Origin of the sequence: Scrofimicrobium canadense, assembly GCF_009696615.1 — a bacterium.
In the GTDB taxonomy this organism is placed as follows: Bacteria; Actinomycetota; Actinomycetes; order Actinomycetales; family Actinomycetaceae; genus Scrofimicrobium; species Scrofimicrobium canadense.
The window spans coordinates 45125-61337 of the sequence record NZ_VULO01000010.1 but is presented as its reverse complement, the minus strand read 5'-3'; the positions used below and the strand labels follow the sequence as shown (position 1 = coordinate 61337).

Genomic DNA, 16213 nt, shown 5'->3' with positions numbered 1-16213 from the left:
CAGCGTACGTTTTATGCTTCTATCATGGCTATCGAACTGAATGATGAAGCATTTATCTTTGCAGAAGGACTAATAAAATCGGGTCGTGTGGTTGACGATCTCCACGGTGAGTGGGGAACGATCAATCCAGATGCCGACCAGCAAGATGTCTACATCGAAGATAAAGGAATCGACGCATTCGCGCAATGGCACTTGGGTATCAATCCATCCGCAAATCCAGAAACCAAAAGTGCTTATTCTTTCCCATTTGGCGACTACAAGAATGTCTATCGATCGGGACTTATTGCGGCCGAAGAGCGGGCAGCTCAATACGGATACGAACAGGTGCGGGCAGCGGCAGAAGAATTACTGAAACTCTTTCCGAAGTCCCAATAAAGAGATTAGCTTTGAGGGGTCGATTGGGGGCGATCAGGATTTGCTTGGCAATAGGAACCGGGGTTTTGAGTGTTGCCGCACGTATCTCCAAAGGCTTCTTCTTCAGATCCAACTGGCGCTTCAAAATAGAGTTGATCGCAAGAAAGCATTATGCCTTCGCTGCATTCTTGATACAAAATAGCGACGTCTTTATTCGACGGCTGAACTGAGAATTGGGTATTTGACTGTGAAACCGTAGCGTCTTCGGAAGCTGGGGCCGACGAATGTGGTTTCTGCGTCCATATAATCACGCCAATAATAATGCAGGCCACAATAATTACCCCTGCGACTGCGAGAATCACGGCAAGTATTCCGCGGGGCTTTTTCTTATTGGATGGCAGTTCAGATGATGACTTTTTGTCCTTGTCGCGTCGGCGAGACATACGACTTCCTGGAAAGGGTGGGACAGCGCCGTCAGCCATATTTCTCCTTGAAAGGAATACCGTGATGCGGGGATATTATTGCTATCAGCATCGTAGTCTGTTCATACTGCGTTGTGTATGCGATGTCCGTATGTGCAAGCTATTCGACAGAGACCTTGTGGCATTTCACTATATGGACACTGGGAAGCGAAGAAGCCGAGTCGGACCGTAGAGTGAGTGCATGTTCCAGAATCGAATGTGTTACTGAAAGGACGCCTCGCCTTTCAGTGCTGGAATTATATTCGCAGTCCGCGTCCGAATCTCCGCAGAGTATCGGTCATTCCGGACAATCTTCCTGTGGAGTTAGGACAATTTCTTTTAAACTCATCCAGGAGAATCATGTCTAATCGAGAAAAATGGTCTTTTGACACTCAGCAAATTCATGCCGGTCAAATTCCCGATCCCACCACTGGTGCCAGAGCATTACCTCTGTATCAGACAACCTCATACGTATTCGAAAATGCAGATCAAGCTGCTAATAGATTTGCATTGAGTGATTTAGGTCCGATCTATACTCGCATTACAAATCCCACGACGGAGGTGGTTGAGAATCGTATCGCTGCTTTGGAAGGTGGAGTAGGGGCACTTCTTGTTGCTTCGGGACAGGCTGCGGAAACATATGCAATCCTCAATGTGGCTGGATCCGGTGACCATATTGTCTCTAGCTCGTCACTATACGGCGGAACGTATAATCTTCTTGACCAGACGCTTCGTAGATTGGGTATTGAAACGACGTTTGTGGAAGACCCTGCTGACCCCGAACAATGGAGGGCTGCTGCTCGTCCAAATACGAAGGCGTTTTTCGGAGAAGTAATTCCTAATCCCCGTGGTGATATCTTGGATATCGAGTCAATAGCATCGGTGGCTCACGAGGTGGGCGTGCCTCTCATTGTTGACAGTACTGTTGCCACGCCCTATTTGGTGAGACCTTTGGAGTGGGGAGCTGACGTCGTAGTACATTCAGCAACGAAATACTTGGGAGGACATGGCACTTCTTTGGGGGGCGTCATCGTGGACGGTGGTACTTTTGACTACGGCAAAGAACCGAGCCGTTTCCCAGGCTTCAATGAGCCCGATTCTTCCTACAACGGACTTGTCTATGCCAAAGATCTTGGCGCCGACGGGCCTTTCGGAGCCAATGTTTCATTTATTCTCAAAGCAAGAGTTCAACTTCTTCGTGATTTGGGAGCATCCATTTCTCCCTTCAACGCATTTTTGATTGCGCAGGGAATCGAGACACTGTCCCTGAGAGTGCAGCGCCATGTGGACAATGCTCTCAAGGTGGCGCAGTTCTTGGAAGAGCATCCCCAAGTTATTTCTATTACCTATCCGGGTTTACAATCAAGCCCCTACTACGAGCTGGCTGAAAAATATGCACCGAAAGGGCCGGGAGCTGTTCTCGCGTTTGAGATCGACGGGGGAGAGCCTGCAGGTCGTGCTTTTGTCGATGCCCTTGAGTTACACTCCAATGTCGCAAATATTGGTGATGTGCGTTCTCTGGTTATCCATCCAGCCTCAACGACCCACAGTCAGCTGAGTGCGGAAGACCAGGCGAAGTCAGGAGTGACCCCAGGATTAGTCCGATTAGCTGTCGGACTGGAGGACGTTGACGACATCATCGCTGATTTGGAGGTCGGTTTTGCTGCAGCGCGAAATAGGTGAGGACCACTGTCTACTCCCTCCCGCCAGTGGGGCGTGGCGGGAGGGAGACCCAGTGGGGAAGAGGAAGTTTCTTTCAGTTGGCGCCTTAGGGCTAGAGTCGGGCAGTTATCTCCCTGACGTGACGATAGCGTATGAGACGTGGGGCACCTTGTCCCCTCAGCGTGATAATGCCCTGCTGGTACTTCATGCGTTGACAGGAGATAGTCATATTCGAGGTGACGCCATTCCAGGACACCCTACTTCCGGATGGTGGACTGACCTTATAGGGTCCGGCGCGCCAATTGACACGGACAAATACTATGTTGTCGCTCCGAACGTGTTGGGTGGCTGCCAAGGAACTACAGGTCCTGCTTCACGTGCTCCTGACGGGAAACCTTGGGGGCCAAGGTTTCCTTTTCTGACAATTCGTGATTCAGTGACTGCCGAAGCAAAACTGGCCGATGCCTTAGGTATTACACGGTGGCGCCTTGTTCTGGGAGGATCCTTTGGAGGAATGAGAGCCTTGGAGTGGGCAGTGATGTATCCTCACAGAGTCGAGAAGCTCGTCGCTGTTGCAACGACCGCACAAACAAGCGCCGACCAAATCGCCTGGGCCCATACGCAACTTGCAGCGATAGATGCTGATCCCGCGTTTAATGAGGGCAACTATTATGATGCGGGACCTGGGAAGGGCCCACATAAAGGTCTGTCTGTTGCGCGCCAAATCGCCCAGACAACGTATCGCAGTGCCGAGGAATTTGGCGAACGATTTGGTCAAGCTCCACAAGGAAACGAAAACCCATGGGAAGGTGGGCGCTACGCAGTACAGTCATACCTGGAATACCAAGGCGATAAACTTATTCGTCGATTCGATGCCAATTCTTACAAGGTACTAACCGAAGCTTTCATGTCTCATAATCTTGGTCGAGGACGTGGCCGTGTAGAAGATGCATTAGCTGAGATAACGGCTCACACTCTTGTCGTTGCAGTGGATTCGGACCGGCTGTGCCTGCCCTCTGAGTCTGAGCGCATAGCCGAGGGTGTACCTCATTGCGCCGGTGTTGAGCTGGTGCGTTCTCGTAGCGGGCACGACGGATTCCTCTTGGAATTTAATCAGTTCGGTCCGCTGCTGAGTAACTTTCTCAGTGTCTAAAACTCGACTTCGGCAATAGCTGCAATTGCATTGTTGAAATCTCGGTTTTCTACGCCGACAATAATGCTCATTTCTGATGCGCCCTGAGTGATCATCCGGATATTGACTTTAGCTTGCGCTAGAGCGCCGAATATTTTGGCGGCAATTCCCGGCACACGCACCATTCCCCGGCCCACGATTGCCACTAACGCCATGTTGTCTTCAATTTGGATAGCGTCAGGACGCGCATAAATGCGGAGTTCTTCCAGAACCTTATTTTGCTTGAAACGGATCTCTTCTGAGGGAACGATGACAGATACCGAGTCAATCCCTGATGGCATATGAGCGATCGATATCCCATTGGTTTCAAAGACAGAAAGCAATTTGCGGAAAAATCCGCGCTCGTCGTCCATGAGTGTTTTCTCCAAAGAAATAACCGTGAAGTCCTTTTTTCCTGCGATGCCGGTCACGCCCTCGAACCCTGCAGCCTTGCGATCATCAATGATTAAGGTGCCAGCGTCATCACGCCTATTGGTGTTGCGGATATGAATGGGGATGCCACGGTCACGAACTGGAAAGATAGCCTCTTCATGGAGTACGGCTGCTCCCATGTAGGACAACTCTCGTAGTTCTTTGTAGGTAACCCGTTCGATCGGGGGAGCTTCCTTAACAATGCGAGGGTCAGCCTTCAAGAATCCGGGTACATCTGTCCAGTTCTCATAAAGGTCTGCGCCCACACCATCAGCAATTACCGCACCAGTAACGTCGGACCCGCCTCGGGAAAACGTGTGTACCTGCCCCTTGGAATCGGCACCGTAGAACCCAGGAATCACCGCTTGGGAAGTGTTTCCTAAGCGCTCTTCGAGTGCAGCCTTTGTTGCTTCCCGGTCTAAGATGCCAGCTTCGGAGAAAATAATCACATCTGCTGCATCGATAAATGGGTAGTCAAGATAGTCCGCCAATAAGACACCCGAGAGATACTCTCCGCGTGAAGCCACGAATTCTGCAGATGCTCCGCTGCCGATTTGTTGACGGACCCTGTGGAGTTCTGACTCAATGTCGACACTGAGGCCAAGCTCTTTATGTATTCCCCGTATTCGGTCAGCTATAACTTTGAAGACTTCGCCAGAATCTATTCCGTGATCGGCCAATTGATGACACATATACAGTAAATCAGTGATCTTGTGATCATCTGAAGAACGCTTCCCTGGCGCAGATGGGACAACATAGCGTCGCGACGGGTTAGCAGTGACTATTTCCTTGACCTTTTTAAACTGTTTTCCACTTGCCAGGGAACTACCGCCAAACTTGGTGACGATCACATCTGCCATTCTTAGGCCTCCTCAACACTTCGCCACCAAAGTCTAGGGTCTATTGGATGGACCTGTCTTGCCGTTCCAAATCGTCCTGCTAAGGTTAGAGGGTCAAGTCAGAGGCGCAGCCACGATAAGTAACCTCGCTAAGGTTTCGGGACCAGTGAAGCGATGTGAAAGGCAAGGCTGCCGAAGGGTGCGCGTTCCCGTAGTCGCAATCCCTGGATGTCGGGCAAATAACCCGGCAGCTGTCATCTACCAAGATGGAGAGCTGGCTGTTTTGATGCTCACGAAACAGCCTTGAGTTATGGCGTTAGGGGAGCATATGGATGCAATGTTTCGTGGAAGCGGAGTGGCGATTGTCACTCCTTTTCGAGAAGGAAATATCGACTGGGACGCGTTTGCACGCCTCATCGAGTTTCAAATAGACAATGGAACCGACTGTATCGTCGCTTTGGGGACGACTGGAGAATCAGCCACTCTTACTCACGAAGAGAAAACAGCAGTGGCGCGTTTTGTTATATCGGAAGTAGCCGGACGCGTTCCAGTCATGGTTGGGGCGGGTTCTAATAGCACGGCGGTTGCAGTTGAATCATCGAAGGAAATGCAAGATCTTGGTGCAGATTCTTTACTTCACGTAACTCCTTACTACAACAAGGCAACTCAAGGGGGATTACTAGCGCATTACACAACGATCGCCGATGCGGTTGAGATTCCTATCGTGACCTATAACGTCCCCTCCCGTACCAGCACCAATCTTCTTCCCGCTACTCTTGCAGAGCTCAGTGAACATCCACGTATACGCGGACATAAAGAGGCCTGTGGTGATTTGCCACAGATCATGGAGCTTTTCCGACTCTGTCGCGGTAAGCTGGCGATTTGGTCTGGCAACGACGATCATGTGTATCCCATGCTTGCGTTAGGAGGAGACGGCGTGATCTCTGTTGCAGCCCACATTATTCCGCAACAAATGCACGACATGGTTCAACTATTCCTTGAGGGGAAAACGGTCGCAGCCCGCACTATCCAAGAGGCAGCAAATCCACTCATTGCTCACCTGTTTACCGAGGTTAACCCCATTCCGGTGAAAGCGGCGTTGTCGATGATGGGGCTGTGTGAGGATGAACTACGACTTCCGCTGACTCCGATGACTCAAGACAGTCGCAACGTTCTACGTCGAGCAATGACACAATACGGTCTTATCTGACTATCGGCATGATCGAAGCCACGTAAGAACCGCAAGAACGCGCCGATGACCACCAGTTCCAGGTTCTAAATGAAGTTTATTGAAGATAGAACTAACTTGTTTTTCCACGGTGCCGACTCCTACGTGGCTTATTTCGGCAATTTCAAGGCAACGGGACAAGTGCATTGACAGCCGTTGGGCCACCGATAGGACTGTGGATATTCAATGAGCCTCCGAGACCGTGGACTCTTTCTTGAAGCCCCTCAAGGCCGCCTCCGGTGCGAATAGAAGCTCCACCCTTTCCTGTATCGCTGACGCGTAGGTGGAGATACTCGTCGTATTCTTGAATTTCGATCAATGCGCGGGTTGCATCTGAATGTTTCGTGATGTTTGTCGGCAACTCGGAGACAATGAAATATACGTTGTGGTCCAGAGGGGGAGTGACGTCTCGCGACAAAGAGTTTTCAACAGTAGTTGGAATGGTATTGCGTTCTGCCAAAGCCTCGATTGAAGCAGAGAAACCCCTATCCATGAGTACCGGCGGAACAATCCCCTTTGATAAGCGACGCAACTCTGAGAGAGTCTGTACTGATCTTTCGTGTGCCTCGGCTAAAAGTTCGACGGCGGAAGTTGGATCGTCATGTACGCGGCGTTGTGCTGATGAGATGTCCATCTGCAGGCGTAAAATTTGCTGTTGGGGACCGTCATGAATATCACGTTCGAGACTACGAAGGGTACGGCCTTCAGCCGATGTGATGGACGCAACTTGTTTACGCAATGCATCGTTGCTAGTACGTCTTAGCAGGAGCGTAGCTAGGGACTCATGGCTTCTCATTAGACCGTGAAGAACCCACGGCAGAGTGCTCCCAAAAACAGCGGTAGCGAATGTGTAGATTGAGAAGTTGAGCGTCCAAGAATTTCCTCCTAAATAGGGAACTAAGAGGGCTCCTAGACTGGTCTCCGGATGTAACCAAAATGTACACATATATATAAAGGTAAAGCTAAAGCCAAGATGCTCCACAACAGCGCAAGGATGAAAGTACCTATTGTGAGTGGGAAGACCAGCAATACATAAAGAAAGTACCGCCAGTAGCTGGAGTTAATGAGGAATTTCTTTAGCTGGTCTAGTTTACGTGGTTGCGAGTACTTAGCCCAAGAAGGCTGTGAAATGGCGGGCATTCCTGCAGCTTTGAGGCGAACCAAATCTTGGGTTCCGTACATGCGCGAAAACATGAGGCCATCGGCGAGGATCGGAATGCCCACTAGAAGTAGAAGCGTACCTGCACCGAGGGAGACTGAAATCACTGTGACAATAAAACCACAAGTACTTATGACGAAATTGGGGCTGAGAAAACCTAAAGCTGTCGGAACTGACTTCCACATTTTTTGGTATCTATTTATGGTTCTATCGTCCCGATCTCGCACAAGTTTTTCGAGGGTGCTTGCCCCATTATCTGAATGGGGGCTAACCCCCATGAACGTGTTTTCCCCCAAGTTCACACGCGCGAACTGTGACCACCTTACAGTCATTTGTCTGTTTGGTGTGGTAGCCTCAGCAGGTTGAGAAGGAGGGCAATGTTAGGCAAACTCCTATATGAGTACATGAAGCCGTATTGGGCTTCACTGCTAGCAGTATTAGCACTACAGATGACATCAGTCATCATGAACCTGTATCTTCCCACGCTGAATGCATCAATTATTGATCAAGGTGTTGCAAAGGGTGACACTGCATTTATCTGGGCGCGCGGGGGGCTTATGCTGGCGCTCTCGTTCGTGCAGATTCTCTCTTCCATCGGTGCTGTGTTCTTTGCAGCAAAGGTTTCGATGAGCGTTGGACGCGATATCCGTGATGCCGTCTACTCGAAGGTGAGCTCTTTTTCTGAAAGAGAAGTCAAAGAGTTCGGGCCCGGTTCCCTTATCACCAGGAACACTAACGATGTCCAGCAAGTACAAATGCTGGCAATGATGGGGTCAACCATGCTTGTCATGGCGCCGCTCATGGCCATCGGCGGGGTTGTCATGGCTCTGAGACAAGATCTTGGAATGGCTTGGCTTATCGCAGTGTCAGTCCCTTTGCTGCTAGCACTCGCAGGTGCAGTGATCACGCGTTTGATTCCGCTCTTTCGCTCGTACCAAGAAAAACTCGACCAAGTGAACCTCGTCATGCGAGAACAGCTCACAGGCGTACGTGTCATTCGTGCATTTGTGCGCGAGGCCGTAGAGGAAGCGAGATTCAAAGTAGCTAACTACGACATTATGATTGTGGGGCGGAAAGTAGGTTCACTCTTCGTCCTACTCTTCCCGATGGTTTCATTAGTTCTCAACTTTACAGTTGCGGGCGTTATTTGGTTTGGGGCCGGGCGAATAGATTCAGGACAGATCGAAGTTGGAACTGTCATGGCATTTATGCAATACATTACGCAGATACTTTTTGGAGTTCTCATGGCAACATTCATGGCCGTGATGATTCCACGGGCGGCGGTTTCTGCGGAGCGTATTCGGGCAGTCCTCGATACCGAGGACCACCTACGTCAACCCAACAACCCAGTCTTTACGATGCCTACTCCCGGAGAGGTCCGTTTCGACAAAGTATTTTTCCAATACCCGGACGCCGAAGACGCTGTACTTCACGACATCTCCTTCACGGCTAAACCCGGAAAGACCCTCGCGATTGTCGGATCGACAGCTGCCGGAAAAAGTACCCTCATTTCTTTGATACCGCGGCTACTTGACGCTACTGGAGGCGAGGTGTATGTCGGCGGAACTCAGGTGCGAGATCTCGACCTCGAAACATTGTGGGAATCGATCGGATTAGTCCCTCAAAAGGCTTTTCTTTTCGCTGGAACTATAGCTTCCAACTTGAGGTTCGGAAATCCTAACGCAACTGACGATGAACTGTGGGAGGCTTTGACAATTGCCCAAGCGTCAGATTTTGTGAAAGAAATGAATGGTGGTCTGGATGCTCGAATCGCACAGGGTGGAACGAATGTTTCTGGCGGCCAACGACAACGCCTGGCTATTGCCCGGGCACTGGTGAAGAATCCAGATATTCTCATCTTTGACGACTCGTTTTCTGCGCTTGACTTGACCACTGATGCAAATCTACGTACTGCTCTTTGGCAGGCCTTCCCCCATGCTACGAAGATAGTAGTTGCTCAGCGCATATCTACCATCATCGACGCAGAACAAATAATGGTTCTTGACAGGGGACGAATAGTCGGGCTGGGCTCTCACAATGATCTTGTGGAATCGTGCCCAACATACCAAGAAATTGTTGAATCACAACTGGCAGCGGAGGCTCTCTGATGGCCGATCCAAACCTGAACTCCACCGAAGAAGAACTGGTAGAAGAAGAACACATCGCGACCGCTGGTGCGCATGGACATGGTGCCTCGGGCAAGCCAAAGAACTTCCGCCGTAGCTTCAAACAACTTCTCTCCTTGCTCTTACCCTACAAATGGGCCGTCTTCGCTGTTTCAGTTCTCGGTGCCGTAGGAGTGGTTTTGTCTGTCCTAGCACCTAAGATCCTAGGGCAGGCTACCGACGTGCTCTTTTCGGGATATATCTCGAAGCAGATTCCAGAAGGTGTTTCTAGTGAACAAGCAGTTGAGATGCTTCGTGCTCAAGGTGAAAATGAATTGGCAAATATGGTGGGAGCAATGCACGTCGTTCCCGGAGCTGGTATCGATTTTGGAGCATTGATACGTATCCTGATTCTGGTTCTATGCCTATATCTCTTGTCGGCGCTTTTTTCTTGGGCAGAGGGCTACATCCTGAACCTAGTAATGGTCAAGGCCATGTTCCGACTTCGGGAGAGAGTTGAAGCAAAAATCAATCGACTTCCGCTCCGATACTTCGATCGGATCCAACGCGGTGATCTTATTTCTCGAGTCACTAACGATATAGACAACATCACACAAACTCTTCAACAATCCCTCTCTGGTGCTTTGACCAATATATTCACGGTGATTGGCGTACTGGTGATGATGCTGACAATCTCGTGGAAGCTGACTCTCATAGCACTCATTTCATTACCTCTGATTGGAATTATTTTCGGAATCATTGGGCCGAAATCTCAAAAAGCTTTCACTACGCAATGGGCGAAAGTCGGACGGCTCAATGCGCGCGTCGAAGAGTCCTTCTCCGGGCATGCTTTAGTGAAGACTTTTGGACAAGAAGGCGCATTTCGGGAAGCCTTTCATGAGGAAAACGAAGAACTGTACAAGGCGTCTTTTAAGGCCCAATTATTATCGGGCGTCATGATGCCGTCGATGCGATTCGTGGGAAATGTTGTCTATGTTGGCATTGCGGTCGTAGGCGGGGTGATGGTTGCTGGGGGCACATTACTGCTTGGAAGCGTGCAGGCATTTATTCAGTATGCCCAACAATTCAATGAGCCCCTTTCTCAGCTTGGAGGAATGGCTGCATCCGTCCAGTCAGGTGCGGCATCGACAGAACGTGTTTTCGATATTTTGGATGAACCTGAACAAAGTCCAGATCCGCAAGATGCACCCACACCTGCAAGCGGACAGGGAACAATCACATTCGAGAACGTTAAATTCTCCTATGACCCAGATAAACCGTTGATTCGTGACCTCTCTTTTACCGTCAAGCCGGGACAGAAGGTTGCTATCGTGGGGCCAACAGGAGCCGGTAAGACGACGCTGGTTAACCTACTGATGCGTTTTTACGAATTGGATGGTGGACGTATTACTGTCAATGGACAGGACATTGCGACACTAACCCGTGACGATGTGCGCCGCAGAACTGGCATGGTACTCCAAGATCCTTGGCTATTTGCTGGGACTATTCGAGATAACATTCGCTTTGGTAACGAACAAGCAACTGATGAAGAAATAGTGGAGGCGGCTACAGCCACCTATGCAGACCGAGTAGTGCGTTCACTTCCCAATGGATACGACACGGAATTAGAGGAAGATGCGGTAAACCTATCGTCAGGTGAACGGCAGCTGCTGACAATTGCACGTGCATTTGTGGCGAAACCATCCATTATGATTCTTGACGAAGCGACCTCCTCAGTTGACACTCGCACAGAAAGACTGTTGCAGCGGGCCATGACAGCTCTTCAAGAAGGACGTACTTCCTTCATCATTGCTCACAGGCTTTCGACAATTCGCGATGCTGACCTCATCCTTATGATGGAAAACGGAGACATAGTCGAACAAGGTACTCATGACGAGCTCATAGCAAAGCGTGGAGCTTACTGGCGGCTGTACAATTCCCAATTCCAGGGTAGAGAAACCTAGACTCTTTTACCAAGGACAGGTGAGGGGCCAAGTGCATTGCACTTGGCCCCTCACCATGTCGTCCATGGATCACGGACTGAAAGTCTTGTTAGTTTTTACTGATTGGCTTGGGATTCCATCCACTGATGACGTGCCTGATTATATTCTTGCAGTGAGGTTACTGAGAAAGCCCCTTTTCGCACAGCTTCGATACCTAAGACTGCTAGGCCAAATTGTTGAATTGTCGTAATCATCGTTTTATCGGCGGCCGTAGCCGCAGCTCGAATAGCGTATCCGTCAGAACGTGAGTCTTCCTGTCCTGTAGGGGTATTAACGATCATGTCAATCTCATTGCTTGCAATCATCTGTGCGATGCTCGGTGTGTCATCTTCAGAACGTCGTTCCGAGAGTCTTGAGATGACCTCCGCCTTGATCCCGTACCGGTGGAGAACATCAGCCGTGCCACTAGTAGCTAAAATACTGAATCCCATCTCAACCAAACGCTCTACAGGGAATACAATCGCACGCTTGTGTCGGTCAGCAACGGAAACAAATACTGTGCCAGCAGTCGGCAAACCACCGTAGGCTGCAGCCTGTGACTTCGCAAAAGCACTCGGTAAATTGGCGTCGAGGCCCATCACTTCACCAGTGGAACGCATTTCTGGACCCAAAATATTGTCGACCGCCCGGCCCTCTTTTGTTCGGAACCGTTTGAAGGGAAGGACTGCCTCTTTCACTGCCAGAGGAGCATTTGGCGCAGAGTAGGTTCCATCAAGGGCGGGAAGTATCCCATCCCGCTTCAACTCGGCAATGGTCTTACCAGACATGATTAATGATGCTGCCTTGGCAAGGGGAACCCCCGTTGCTTTTGCTACAAAGGGGACCGTACGAGACGCCCTCGGATTTGCTTCCAGAACATAGAGAACGTCGGAGGAAATTGCGAACTGTACGTTGAGGAGTCCTACAACACCAACCCCTTTTGCAATCGCTTCTGTACAGTTGCGAATATGGTCAATCTGTTTGCGGGAAAGCGTAACAGGAGGCAAAACACAAGCTGAGTCTCCCGAATGTATTCCCGCTTCCTCGATGTGCTCCATGACCCCACCCAAGAACATTTCGTTTCCGTCGAAGAGCGCGTCGACATCAATTTCAATCGCCTCATCGAGAAACCGGTCGACAAGGACTGGAGAGGGGAAAACGCCATCAACCGAAGGGGTGGATCTACGAACGTAATCTTCTAGTTGCTCGGGAGTATAAACGATTTCCATTCCTCGTCCCCCAAGAACATATGAAGGACGGACCAAAACAGGGTAGCCGATATCTTCCGCCACGCTGAGTGCCTGACTTAGGGTAGACACTGTTCCAAATGCTGGAGCGGTGAGTCCGGCTCTACCAAGCACCTCGCCAAAAAGTCCTCGGTCTTCCGCAAGATCGATTGCTTCAGGGCTAGTTCCCCAAATTGGTAGCCCAGCATCAGCGAGCTTTTGGGCCAGTGAAAGTGGAGTTTGCCCGCCCAGCTGAACGATGACTCCAGCAATCGGGCCAGCCTTGAGTTCAGCTTCATAGATCTCTAGAACATCCTCAAATGTGACCGGTTCGAAGTAGAGCCGATCTGCCGTGTCATAGTCGGTAGAGACCGTCTCAGGGTTGCAATTGACTAGGATGGTTTCATAGGTGTCTTTGAGCGCCAGAGCCGCATGAACACAGGAATAGTCAAACTCAATTCCTTGACCAATGCGGTTTGGGCCGGAGCCTAGAATGATTACTGCCGGACGCTGACGAGGAAGTACCTCATTTTCGAAGTCGTACGTGGAGTAATAGTAGGGGGTGAGCGCGTCAAATTCCGCGGCGCAGGTGTCAACGGCCTTGAAGACGGGATGTAAACCATAGGCTCGCCGGATTTCACGCACGGCGTCTTCTGAGATATTACGAATTTCGCCGATTTGGCGATCTGAAAAACCATGCCGTTTTGCTAGTTCGACGGTCTCAGGAGTGAGAGATTCAGCCTCACCAATATTTTCCGCTACTTCTTGAAGAAGGAATAGCTGGTCTAGGAACCACGGGTCTATGGCGGTTGCTTCAAAAAGCTGTTCAAGGGTAGCACCCCCGCGAATGGCTTGTTGCACCTGCTGAAGGCGGCTCTCAGTTGGCACATGAGCCGATTCCACTAGTGCTTTCATTTCTTCGGTAGTGGGAGGCGCTCCTCTCCAATGTAACCCGACTCCAGCTTTATCGATGGAGCGAAGTGCTTTGTTCAGGGCTTCGGTGAAATTTCGTCCCAACGCCATTGCTTCTCCCACCGACTTCATTGTGGTAGTGATGATGGGATCGGCAGCAGAGAACTTTTCGAAAGCAAAGCGCGGAACTTTGACGACCACATAGTCTAATGTCGGCTCAAACGATGCGGGCGTTGACTGAGTGATTTCATTGCGGATTTCATCGAGGTTATAGCCGATGGCAACCCTTGCCGCGATTTTTGCTATAGGGAATCCCGTGGCCTTTGAAGCCAAAGCGGATGAACGCGATACGCGTGGATTCATCTCAATCACAACAACCCGGCCGGTATCGGGTTCTACAGCAAATTGGATATTGCAACCACCGGTGTCGACCCCCACTTCGCGAATAACCGAGATGCCGATATCACGAAGGTTCTGGAACTCTCGATCAGTGAGAGTCATCGCAGGCGCTACAGTGATGGAATCTCCAGTGTGCACACCAACTGGGTCGAAATTCTCTATTGAACAAATGACGACGACGTTGTCTGCTTTGTCGCGCATAAGTTCAAGTTCGTATTCTTTCCACCCCAGGATAGATTCCTCTAAGAGAACCTCGTGGGTGGGGGAGTCCTGTAATCCAGCTCCGGCGATGCGGCGAAGATCAGTTTCGTCATAGGCCATTCCCGAACCCAGTCCACCCATCGTAAATGAAGGTCGGATAACGAGTGGATAGCCTAGTTCGTCTGCACCAGCGAGGCATTCCTCCATCGAGTGGGCAATTACTGAACGTGCAACTTCAGCACCACATCTTTCGACAACCTCTTTGAAGAGTTGACGATCTTCCCCAGCATTGATGGCGTCAACGTTTGCACCGATTAACTCAACGTTATATTTGGTGAGAGTGCCGTTATTGTGCAGGGCAACAGCGGTGTTGAGCGCAGTTTGTCCCCCCAACGTCGGAAGCAGCGCATCAGGTCTTTCCTTCTCGATGATGGCAGCAACGACTTCGGGAGTAATGGGCTCGATGTACGTGGCATCGGCGAACTCTGGATCTGTCATGATGGTTGCCGGATTGGAATTGACCAGGATGACACGGAGCCCTTCATCGCGAAGAACACGACACGCCTGGGTGCCGGAATAGTCAAACTCAGCAGCTTGGCCTATCACAATCGGTCCCGATCCAACGACAAGGACAGACTTGAGGTCAATGCGTTTAGGCATCAGTGTTCTCCTTATGAGCCAAGATTGCAGCGACAAAACGATCAAAGAGGTAACTTGCATCGTGAGGCCCAGCGGCTGCTTCTGGATGATACTGGACCGAAAAAGCAGGAATGTCGAGGCAGGCCAGTCCTTCAACTACTTGGTCGTTGAGCCCCACATGTGACACTTGCACACGTCCGTATTTGCCATTGGCGTAGGGAGCTGTAAGGATTACCCCCGGTTCGGCCAGCACAGCAAAACCGTGATTTTGTGAGGTGATTTCAACTTTACCCGTTGAAATATCTTTCACCGGTTGATTGATGCCGCGATGTCCAAAGGTGAGTTTATAGGTGTCGAACCCAAGAGCCCTCCCCAAAATCTGATTGCCGAAGCATATACCGAAGTAAGGAAGACCTTTATCAAGGACCTGGCGCAATAATTCCACCTCTGATTCGGCGCGCTGCGGGTCACCAGGGCCGTTAGAAAAGAACACTCCGTCAGGCTGATATGAGAGGAGATCATCAATAGTCGAGGTGGCTGGGAGAACACGGACACGAAGCCCACGTTCAGCCAATCGCTGCGGTGTCATTGATTTAATACCCAAATCCAAAGCTACGACTGTCGCCAGAGGTCTATTGAACGACTCACGCGGTTCTACCATGTAAGGCTCTGAAACAGTGACTTGATGTGCTAGATCATCGTGGTGGATGGAGGGACGGCTCCGTACGTGCTCTACCAGCGCTTCCACTGTATTTTCTGAGAGAGTTTCTGGAAGTGCGGTTCCAGAAAAGATTCCAGCCTTCATTGATCCATGCGTACGGATTTGTCTTGTTATTGCTCGCGTGTCGACACCGCTAATTCCGACAATATTGGCATCACGAAGCGCGTCGTCGAGGGTGCCTGTTGTGCGCCAGTTCGATGGACGCCGAGCGGGGTCGCGTGCAACAAATCCGGCGACCCAGATTCTATCTGATTCTGAGTCCTCTTCATTGATACCTGTATTTCCGATATGTGGCGCTGTCATCATGACGATTTGTCTGTGATATGACGGATCGGTGAGTGTTTCCTGATAGCCTGTCATTCCCGTCGAAAACACAATTTCGCCAGTGGTCTCGCCCAAAGCGCCCCAAGCTAGTCCTTTCCAAGTAGTGCCATCTTCTAGGACTAAGAGTGCAGGTTGCGTCTCTTTATTCACGGGAGCTCCCCTCGGATAGTGCTCTGTAAATCGTGTCACGACTCCAATAGCAAGAGTGTGTGTGACCGAAGCCTGGACGATTTGTGGCGCACTCCGCATAGGAGTAGGTGGAGAGCAATATTTGTCAGTACTGAGACGGAATTTGCCTTGAAAATAAGATAATAATTACAGAACCTTTACCTTTAACTATGAGGGAGGCGTGTCAAGAGCATTTGTGGATTTTATGCCGACATATCTCTGAAGCATGT

General features: G+C 50.4%; 12 protein-coding genes and 1 riboswitch. Of the genes, 6 read left to right on the top strand and 6 right to left on the bottom strand.

Translation table 11 applies throughout. The features are described from left to right. The first annotated feature begins 24 nt into the window (after positions 1-24). Positions 25-375 carry a hypothetical protein gene (locus FYJ24_RS08900; RefSeq protein ID WP_154545612.1) on the top strand — a complete coding sequence of 117 codons (351 nt, stop codon included), beginning with the start codon at positions 25-27 and terminating at the stop codon, positions 373-375. Positions 376-380: 5 nt separating this feature from the next. Here the strand turns inward: FYJ24_RS08900 and FYJ24_RS08895 are convergent, their stop codons facing one another. Continuing rightward, the gene (locus FYJ24_RS08895) at positions 381-836 is read right to left on the bottom strand and encodes a hypothetical protein (protein WP_154545611.1); all 456 of its coding nucleotides are present in this window, start codon (positions 834-836) and stop codon (positions 381-383) included. 339 nt (positions 837-1175) lie between these two features. Here FYJ24_RS08895 and FYJ24_RS08890 point away from each other — a divergent pair, with 339 nt between their 5' ends. Further along, positions 1176-2498, top strand: a complete 1323-nt coding sequence (locus FYJ24_RS08890; RefSeq protein WP_154545609.1) for a bifunctional o-acetylhomoserine/o-acetylserine sulfhydrylase — start codon at positions 1176-1178, stop codon at positions 2496-2498. After that, positions 2476-3630 carry a homoserine O-acetyltransferase MetX gene (metX, locus tag FYJ24_RS08885; RefSeq protein WP_225872094.1) on the top strand — a complete coding sequence of 385 codons (1155 nt, stop codon included), beginning with the start codon at positions 2476-2478 and terminating at the stop codon, positions 3628-3630. The genes FYJ24_RS08890 and metX overlap by 23 nt, the downstream gene beginning before the upstream one ends. On the opposite strand, the gene FYJ24_RS08880 is transcribed toward metX, so the two are convergent. After that, positions 3627-4940: an aspartate kinase gene (locus tag FYJ24_RS08880; RefSeq protein WP_154545606.1), complete on the bottom strand. Its 1314-nt coding sequence runs from the start codon at positions 4938-4940 to the stop codon at positions 3627-3629. The two genes, metX and FYJ24_RS08880, sit on opposite strands and share 4 nt — an antisense overlap. Before the next feature lie 91 nt (positions 4941-5031). Continuing rightward, positions 5032-5204: riboswitch (Lysine riboswitch) on the top strand. A 25-nt stretch (positions 5205-5229) separates the two neighbouring features. Here FYJ24_RS08880 and dapA point away from each other — a divergent pair. Further along, positions 5230-6129 (top strand): 4-hydroxy-tetrahydrodipicolinate synthase, encoded by a 900-nt coding sequence (gene dapA, locus FYJ24_RS08875; RefSeq protein ID WP_206192611.1) that lies wholly within the window; start codon positions 5230-5232, stop codon positions 6127-6129. Between the two features lie 142 nt (positions 6130-6271). Here the strand turns inward: dapA and FYJ24_RS08865 are convergent, their stop codons facing one another. Both FYJ24_RS08865 and FYJ24_RS08860 read right to left on the bottom strand, forming a co-directional pair. Continuing rightward, complete coding sequence (locus tag FYJ24_RS08865) at positions 6272-6886, bottom strand: sensor histidine kinase (protein WP_206192610.1); 615 nt, start codon at positions 6884-6886, stop codon at positions 6272-6274. A gap of 170 nt (positions 6887-7056) precedes the next feature. Then, entirely contained in the window at positions 7057-7491 is a 435-nt protein-coding gene (locus tag FYJ24_RS08860; RefSeq protein ID WP_206192609.1) for a sensor domain-containing protein, read from the bottom strand. Positions 7492-7683: 192 nt separating this feature from the next. On the opposite strand from FYJ24_RS08860, the gene FYJ24_RS08855 reads away from it, so the two are divergent. Then, the gene (locus FYJ24_RS08855) at positions 7684-9414 is read left to right on the top strand and encodes an ABC transporter ATP-binding protein (protein ID WP_154545600.1); all 1731 of its coding nucleotides are present in this window, start codon (positions 7684-7686) and stop codon (positions 9412-9414) included. Beyond that, the gene (locus tag FYJ24_RS08850) at positions 9414-11375 is read left to right on the top strand and encodes an ABC transporter ATP-binding protein (RefSeq protein WP_154545598.1); all 1962 of its coding nucleotides are present in this window, start codon (positions 9414-9416) and stop codon (positions 11373-11375) included. The genes FYJ24_RS08855 and FYJ24_RS08850 overlap by 1 nt, the downstream gene beginning before the upstream one ends. 95 nt (positions 11376-11470) lie before the next feature. On the opposite strand, the gene carB is transcribed toward FYJ24_RS08850, so the two are convergent. Together carB and carA are read right to left on the bottom strand one after the other, a co-directional pair. After that, the gene (gene carB, locus FYJ24_RS08845) at positions 11471-14791 is read right to left on the bottom strand and encodes a carbamoyl-phosphate synthase large subunit (RefSeq protein WP_154545596.1); all 3321 of its coding nucleotides are present in this window, start codon (positions 14789-14791) and stop codon (positions 11471-11473) included. Beyond that, on the bottom strand, positions 14784-15965 hold the full coding sequence (gene carA, locus FYJ24_RS08840) for a glutamine-hydrolyzing carbamoyl-phosphate synthase small subunit (protein ID WP_318656615.1): 1182 nt from the start codon (positions 15963-15965) through the stop codon (positions 14784-14786). The genes carB and carA overlap by 8 nt, the downstream gene beginning before the upstream one ends. Positions 15966-16213 lie beyond the last annotated feature (248 nt).

Bases quoted from the DNA above. Each gene is read 5' to 3' on its own strand.
- FYJ24_RS08860 (WP_206192609.1), bottom strand. From the start codon at position 7,491: ATGTGGAAGTCAGTTCCGACAGCTTTAGGTTTTCTCAGCCCCAATTTC.
- FYJ24_RS08895 (WP_154545611.1), bottom strand. From the start codon at position 836: ATGGCTGACGGCGCTGTCCCACCCTTTCCAGGAAGTCGTATGTCTCGC.
- FYJ24_RS08880 (WP_154545606.1), bottom strand. From the start codon at position 4,940: ATGGCAGATGTGATCGTCACCAAGTTTGGCGGTAGTTCCCTGGCAAGT.
- FYJ24_RS08890 (WP_154545609.1), top strand. From the start codon at position 1,176: ATGTCTAATCGAGAAAAATGGTCTTTTGACACTCAGCAAATTCATGCC.
- FYJ24_RS08900 (WP_154545612.1), top strand. From the start codon at position 25: ATGGCTATCGAACTGAATGATGAAGCATTTATCTTTGCAGAAGGACTA.
- FYJ24_RS08850 (WP_154545598.1), top strand. From the start codon at position 9,414: ATGGCCGATCCAAACCTGAACTCCACCGAAGAAGAACTGGTAGAAGAA.
- FYJ24_RS08855 (WP_154545600.1), top strand. From the start codon at position 7,684: ATGTTAGGCAAACTCCTATATGAGTACATGAAGCCGTATTGGGCTTCA.
- dapA (WP_206192611.1), top strand. From the start codon at position 5,230: ATGGCGTTAGGGGAGCATATGGATGCAATGTTTCGTGGAAGCGGAGTG.
- carB (WP_154545596.1), bottom strand. From the start codon at position 14,791: ATGCCTAAACGCATTGACCTCAAGTCTGTCCTTGTCGTTGGATCGGGA.